This window comes from Phocaeicola sp. RTP21198st1_B8_RTP21198_201120 (assembly GCF_040929485.1).
GTDB lineage: Bacteria > Bacteroidota > Bacteroidia > Bacteroidales > Bacteroidaceae > Phocaeicola > Phocaeicola dorei.
This window is the reverse complement of the sequence record NZ_JBCOCI010000018.1, coordinates 60,626-67,461: the sequence shown is the minus strand read 5'-3', so window position 1 is coordinate 67,461 and position 6,836 is coordinate 60,626. Positions and strand designations below refer to the sequence as shown.

The 6,836-nt window shown below is 42.5% G+C and carries 6 protein-coding genes; all 6 read left to right on the top strand.

Translation table 11 applies throughout. The annotated features are described in order from the left end of the window. Window positions 1-166: 166 nt before the first annotated feature. The 6 genes from AB5935_RS09570 (at window position 167) to AB5935_RS09545 (ending at window position 6,810) form a co-directional block, all read left to right on the top strand. Window positions 167-1,222: a FimB/Mfa2 family fimbrial subunit gene (locus AB5935_RS09570; protein WP_008654352.1), complete on the top strand. Its 1,056-nt coding sequence runs from the start codon at window positions 167-169 to the stop codon at window positions 1,220-1,222. A 22-nt stretch (window positions 1,223-1,244) separates the two neighbouring features. After that, window positions 1,245-2,354 (top strand): FimB/Mfa2 family fimbrial subunit, encoded by a 1,110-nt coding sequence (locus tag AB5935_RS09565; RefSeq protein ID WP_008654353.1) that lies wholly within the window; start codon window positions 1,245-1,247, stop codon window positions 2,352-2,354. A 19-nt stretch (window positions 2,355-2,373) separates the two neighbouring features. After that, window positions 2,374-5,220 (top strand): fimbrial protein, encoded by a 2,847-nt coding sequence (locus tag AB5935_RS09560; RefSeq protein WP_038611976.1) that lies wholly within the window; start codon window positions 2,374-2,376, stop codon window positions 5,218-5,220. A 1-nt stretch (window position 5,221) separates the two neighbouring features. Further along, complete coding sequence (locus tag AB5935_RS09555; protein ID WP_008654355.1) at window positions 5,222-5,515, top strand: hypothetical protein; 294 nt, start codon at window positions 5,222-5,224, stop codon at window positions 5,513-5,515. Then, on the top strand, window positions 5,515-5,802 hold the full coding sequence (locus AB5935_RS09550; RefSeq protein WP_008654357.1) for a hypothetical protein: 288 nt from the start codon (window positions 5,515-5,517) through the stop codon (window positions 5,800-5,802). Before AB5935_RS09555 ends, AB5935_RS09550 begins: the two co-directional genes overlap by 1 nt. Window positions 5,803-5,874: 72 nt before the next feature. Continuing rightward, window positions 5,875-6,810 carry a DUF5106 domain-containing protein gene (locus tag AB5935_RS09545; protein WP_007833682.1) on the top strand — a complete coding sequence of 312 codons (936 nt, stop codon included), beginning with the start codon at window positions 5,875-5,877 and terminating at the stop codon, window positions 6,808-6,810. Window positions 6,811-6,836: the final 26 nt, after the last annotated feature.

Below are 6,836 nucleotides of genomic sequence, written 5' to 3'. Positions count from 1 at the left end.
ATGGCAAAATCCTGAGCAACTTTTTGTTGCTCAGGTACTTAAAAAGTTTAATTTATAATAGTGTTGCGGAATTAAGGATTAATAACCCTATTATATAAGCAGGAGAGGAGTGTTCCTCCTCTCCCTGCTATTCTCTTTAATATTCTAACATTAAAAAAACAAAAGCATGAAAACAGTAAAAACATTCGCCCGACAACTCTCTTTCAGCCTAATGATGGCGATGACATTGGGAAGTGCCATTGTGTCGTGCGGCAGCATACTCGATGAAGAAGATGTGGATTGCTCTGTAGAGTACAGAGTGAAGTTCAAATATGATTATAACATGAAGTATGCCGATGCTTTCTCACGCGAGGTGGGGACTGTTACGCTTTATGCTTTTGACGATAACGGCAAATTGGTGTATCAGAAGACGGAAGAAGGTGACGTTTTGGGTGAAGACGGATATACCATGAAAGTAGATTTGGAACCAGGTGACTATCATCTTATCACTTGGGCGGGCTTGAATAACGAAGCTTCATTCTCGGTACCTTTGGTTACCGCGGGAGAATCCTCGATGGACGAGCTGCAATGCAAGATGGACAGAATGTACAGCCGTGCGGAAGACGGAACGGCTATCGTTAACAGCAAGCTTTCTTCGTTGTGGCACGGCGAAGTGACCAAGCAATCCTTTTCCAGGGCTGCCACCTCGCAGGTGGTGACAGTGCCGTTGGTGAAGAATACCAACAGCATCCGCATCATTCTCCAGCAAATGGACGGAGTGACTGTAGATGTCGATAACTTTGAATTCACGATTACGGACGACAACGGCCTGATGAACTATGACAACAAGCTGTTGAAAGACGAAACATTAACATATTATCCCTATTACCGCGCTCAAGGAAGCACGGACATGGACACAAAAGGCGCACGTGCCGAGGGCGATACTGAGGATAGCAATATCAGCGTGGCCATCGCCCAGATTACCGTAGGCCGACTGATGGTGGATCAAAATCCGCGCCTGTCCATCACCAACAAGGATACGGGCGAGACCGTACTTTCCATCCCCTTGGTAAAATACCTATTGCTCACCGAGGCCGAAGGTCACGACATGACCCAGCAGGAATATCTGGATCGTCAGGACGAATACAACATGACTTTCTTCCTGGACGAGAACATGAAGTGGATTAACACCAGCATCATTATCAATGACTGGGTGGTACGCTTCAACGAGATGGATATGTAACAACGAACAAAAAATAGAATCTATGAAAAGATGGTTATCATATATACTAATGGCGGTGCTCTGCGGCTTGTACCTATCGTCGTGTGCAAAGGACGAGGAGGTGGCAAAGGCTACGGATGGCGGGAAGGTACCGGTACGCCTTACACTGGCATTCTCCAATTTCGGCGGACGGGCCGCAAGCGAACCAGGTGATTTAGATTATACCACAGTGGAACAAAGTGCCATGACTGCGGATGATGTATATGTATTGGTCGTTGATGCAAATGATAACTTTTTGTATCAAGTACAGGATTTGAAACTAGGCAATCCTGTTGAAGGTGACAACTATTATACTCGTCAGCTGGAAGGAACCATGTTGAGAACGGTCGGTGGCGAACAAGTGAAACTGGTTGTTCTGGCTAACTTGAAAGACAATAAGATAGCGTCTTATACGACCGGAGCGGCTATACGTAATTTTCTGGAAACAAAGAAAGGAAGTAATATCGCCAAAGTTTATAAAGAATTGGTTTATCATTATGGTGGATCTACGATACCTTGGAAACTTGCAGAAAGAGCTATCCCGATGTGGGGAAGCAGCAATTTGACAGCTGTACCCGGTACGGGAGTGGACTTGGCTTGCAACCTTTATCGTGCTGTAGCAAAGGTGGGCATTTGGGTGAATATGCAGGATGGATATCAAGGATTCACTATCACAAAGATAATAGTGAACAATGCCAACGACAAAGGCTATTGTGTTTCAACGGAAACTCCAAATCCGGTGGAAACGGTTCAATATATATATCCTTCTATTCCTGCCGGAGCACAGAATCAGACTATTACTTATGACGGCTTGCAGGTGACGACAGCATATGAAAATGAAATTTATCTGCCGGAAAAGGTGAATACTACAGGTGGGAATGAAATTTCATTGACGGTTCATTATACCTATCATAACAAAGCCAAAGTGGGAACTATTAAATTCCGGACGAATGGAGATGGAGATATATTTGATGTAATCCGTAACCATTCATACCTGTTCAATATTAAACTGAGTACGATCGAGATAGATGCAGAACTTCAATATCAAGTAATGGATTGGACAGAGGTTGATAATGGCGAATTGGATTTTGGTGACGGTGATGTAAGAAAATAATCTGTGGAGGATACTATATATGAAAAATAAACTGAAATATATGGCGCTTTGCCTTTCGTTACTGATAGGCGTGGGGGCTTGCTCGGAAGAGGAAATAGCTTACTCTGCCGGTGAAGAGAATAAAGAGGTGATTTTGCAGTTGAATTGTCAGTTGCAGACCAATCAGGAAGTGATTGTTTCGCGCGCCAGTACTGCTGAAAACAGGTTGAATGATTTACACTTTTATGTGTTTAATGCGGCAGGAGAACTGACAGGATATAAAAAGCTGGTGGCTACAGAGTCGAGTCCTATACCGACTTCCGGACCGGAAACCGTTACTGTAAAGGCAATAACCGGTGAAGCGTATATCTATGCTCTTGCCAACTTGAACAGTACAATTTATTACTTGGATGACGCAGACAAAAATAAATTGACGGGAATTGATGAAGCGGATGTGGCAGGTTCCTCATTGACAAGAGACGAGTTCCTTGCAATAGACTTTAAACGCCAGTATGGTAATGCCAGCCACATTATTTCCCCTAATCCTACCGACGGACAGTTCATGATGTCCGGTTATCTGAATGGGGGCAAGGCTGTTACAATTACTGCCGGAACCAATGGAGCCGGTGTTATAAGCGAAAGCAACGTTATAAGACTGTACAGAATATTGGCGAAGAATACATTTACCATCGAGGCCGGTAACGGAGTAACTTTCACTCCCAGTACGTATGAATTGCATAATGTGGCTGTCGGTGGAAAGTTGGTGAATGGTACAGCTGACGCTACTACCGCAGATGTCGAGTCATCTTATTCTGGTATGGCCGGGGAAACGTTAACTTTTTATCTTCCCGAGAATATCCGTTCCTATCGGGGAGGTGAGATAAAGATGTGGAAGGATCGTGAAACGAATACCTATACGGATGACGTGAAATCGTTCGATAATGCACCGGATAATTCTTCCTATATCGTGATTCGTGGAAATTATAAGAAAGGCACCACTATCGGGGAGGTTTCGTATACTATCCATTTTGGCAACTTCAGTAATACCGGAAGTCTTGAAGACTTCAATATACGCCGGAATTACTCTTATAAATATAAGGTGAAAGTAAACGGTGTCGAGGATATCAAAGTGGAAGCGGAAGTCGAGGGAGACAACCCCTATGTGGAAGGATTGGTGATTGACAGTGAAGGAGGAGAGTCTTTTGATTTGGACGCTCATTATGAGGCCAGAGTGCTGACATTCTCTCGGGAAAATATAAAGACGCTGAAAGAGGCGGGAAAAGGATATATAGTAAGAATCTCAACACCTTTCGGTTATACGGAGAATTTGTATGTTACCGATGGGGGAATCTTTAATGCCGAAGGTGATGTACAATTGGCTACGTTTGATGGAGGAACAATCCGTCCGATAAGCGGGCAGAGCCTTTTTAATGGAGAGGATGATTATGGATGGCTGCGTTTTGTACGCAATGTTTCTAAAAACAGAATTTCAGGACAGAGTTTAACCACCGTTGCCAAATATCCGGGTGACAATAATGAGTATGCAAATAAATATGGCGCATCTTGGGTTAATGTGTTCTTTATGTTGAAGGCATTATACGAAAATGCGGATAGCAATCAAGATGAAGTATTCTCAAATGATGGATACGCTTATTACACCTGTTTCGTGGACGAAAACTATTATAAAGGGAAATCATGGACTGTCTATTCCAATTGTGCGCCTCGTACCATACTTATTGCCAATCAGTTGTCGGTGAGCACGGACAGGAAGAGTCTTTATGCAAAAGTGCGTTACAGTCTTTCTCAGCGTTCCATTACTACGTTCTATCATTTCGGTTTCAATGGTTATCCTTATGGAACGGAGAATATAACCGAGGAAGAATTGTCTACTGCTTATTATTTGAATAAGAATAATTTGGGTGAGCACAAGAATCCTAATGCTTGGAATGCCCGTAACAGTGCCGTACAAAGCAACAAGGAAAAATCATGGTATCCGGACACTAATATGATTGTACCGGCAGACGGGAGGCAACCCATGTACCAACAGGCGGTACGGGCATGTATGAGCCGTAACCGGGATTTGAATGGAAACGGCACGATTGAAGCTAATGAGGTAAAATGGTATATGGCCTCTGTTGATCAGTATCGCGGATTGTGGTATGGCGAGGGTGCATTGAATAGCGTTGACCCGGACGCCCGCTTGTTTAGGGCTAAAATGAGCACGCTCAATGATAATGACAAAGAGAATGCTAAATATCACTATTTCACGGCTTCTACCGGTACCAATAGCATTTTTTGGGCTGAAGAAGGGTTGTCCACAAGTAATAAAGAGGTTAATACCGGTTGGCAACATGCGAATTTGGTTCGCTGTGTGCGTACGTTGGCATCAGACGACGGACTGTACGAAGCGAATAAATTCTATCAGTATAGTGACAATATATTTACATTGACAGGTTTGACTGCAACCAAAGGGACTACAGAAACTATAGATATCCATTTGGAGCGTGATGAAATCAATGGATTGTCTTCACGGATACAAGTGTCTAAAGACTATCTAAAACAAAAGATGGTGGATGGTGGATGGAATAATAATTATTATACGATTAAGAATAAGAAAAGACCGGAATATGATCCTTGTAAATACTATTATGAGGATAGCGGAAAAACTGATAAAGGAATTTGGCGAATGCCTAATCAGAAAGAACTGGGTCTGATGAGCGCAAACAATCTGTTGAGTGGTTATGTTACCTGCCGCACGGACTATTCAGGAAGTAAAGCAAATGGTGCTTATAGGTCTTCTTATGGTTTTTGGTTCCAAGGAACCAATGTAACTGTCCATGCTACTGATGCTGATCTAAAAGTTCGTTGTGTAAAAGATGTTAAATAGTATGAACAACCTACTGGAAATAATGGACAAAGAATCATGTAGTAAATCGGAAGTTTATCTGTATGAAGAGGAAGGGCGCTGGTATGCTTACCATCGTTCCGCCAAATCCTTAAGCAAACTTAGTGAGGCGGCCTTGAAACTGAAAGAGGCATGTTTTTTCTACGGTGTTATGTTAGACAAGGTAGAAGTAGACCTGAACAAACTGCTGAACGGTCCGTGGTTTGTTGCCCTGTGTTCAGACACTGAGATGATATTGATTAAAAACGATTACCGCCAACTCCTATGTGAGAGGTAGTGACCATATTAGAAAGGGAGCTGAGCAATTCCGACTTGATATATATCTATTGGGAACAGGATGGAAAGTGGTATGCTTATGAACAGTCTGCTTTCTACCTGAGCCAGATGATGCTGAGAGTGTCCTTAGGGTGTTATGTCATGGAGGATACTTTGTGGCTGGCAAAAGCAGAAGTGGATGTAAGCCGGATTTCGCACGAAAATATTATCAGCTACAGCAAAACGGAATATGTATTACATTATACCCCTCACAATGGATTTCATGAGTGGCTGGCTGAGATAAAGTAATTTCGAAGTAATTTGGCTTTTCAGAGAATTCCTTCTACTTTTGTAAAAGGTGCAATGCCTAATTAAAAGCGTATGAGAAAAACTGATATATGGATTGGAGTCTTGTGCTGTTTTTTGCTTATCGCTTGTGATGGCAAAAAACAAAAATCTCTATCTGTGAATGATGATAATAAATCGTTGACTTTCACTTTGCCGGAGGTCCCTATTATGTTGCAATCCCCGGAAGACCGGCTGAACTTTATGGTACAGCATTACTGGGATCATTTTAATTTTAAGGATACCGCCTATATTCATGTACCGGATATCACAGAACAAGCTTTGGTAGATTACATGGACTTATTGAACCGTGTGCCATCTTCCCTGTCGGACAGTTGTTTAATCCGGATTATGCAGCAGGCTTCGCAGGAGAAAAAAATGTTTGGTTATTTTGTGGAAATTTTCCGCAGATACTTGTTTGATCCGAATTCTCCCCTTCGGAATGAGGAGCTTTATGAGCCTGTCTGCCGTTTCCTGTCTGCTTCTTCGCTGACCGATGAGGCTGCTCGGAGCCGTGCCCAACATGATTTGAAATTGATTGGTATGAACAAGGTGGGCAGTATTGCCGCTGATTTTATTTATACCTTGCCTTCGGGAATGCAGAAACGTATGCGTGATATCTGCACTCCTTACACTTTATTGTTATTCTATAATCCGGATTGTCATGGTTGTGCCGAAACACTGGCGACAATGAAGACCTCTGCTGTATTGAACAGTCCCCACATCATGAAACAAGTGAAAATTCTTGCTTTCTATCCCGATGAAGACCGTGAAGTATGGACGAAACACCAGAATGAAATTCCTGATGGATGGATCAACAGCTATGATAAAGAATTGACGGTACTGACCGAAGAATGCTATGATTTGAAAGCGATGCCTGCTCTTTATCTGTTGGATAAGGACAAAAAGGTGTTGCTGAAAGATGCGACAGTAAAAGAGATAGAAGATTATTTAAAAAATAAATCGCTCTAATTCATTGTGATATAAAAGATAATGTC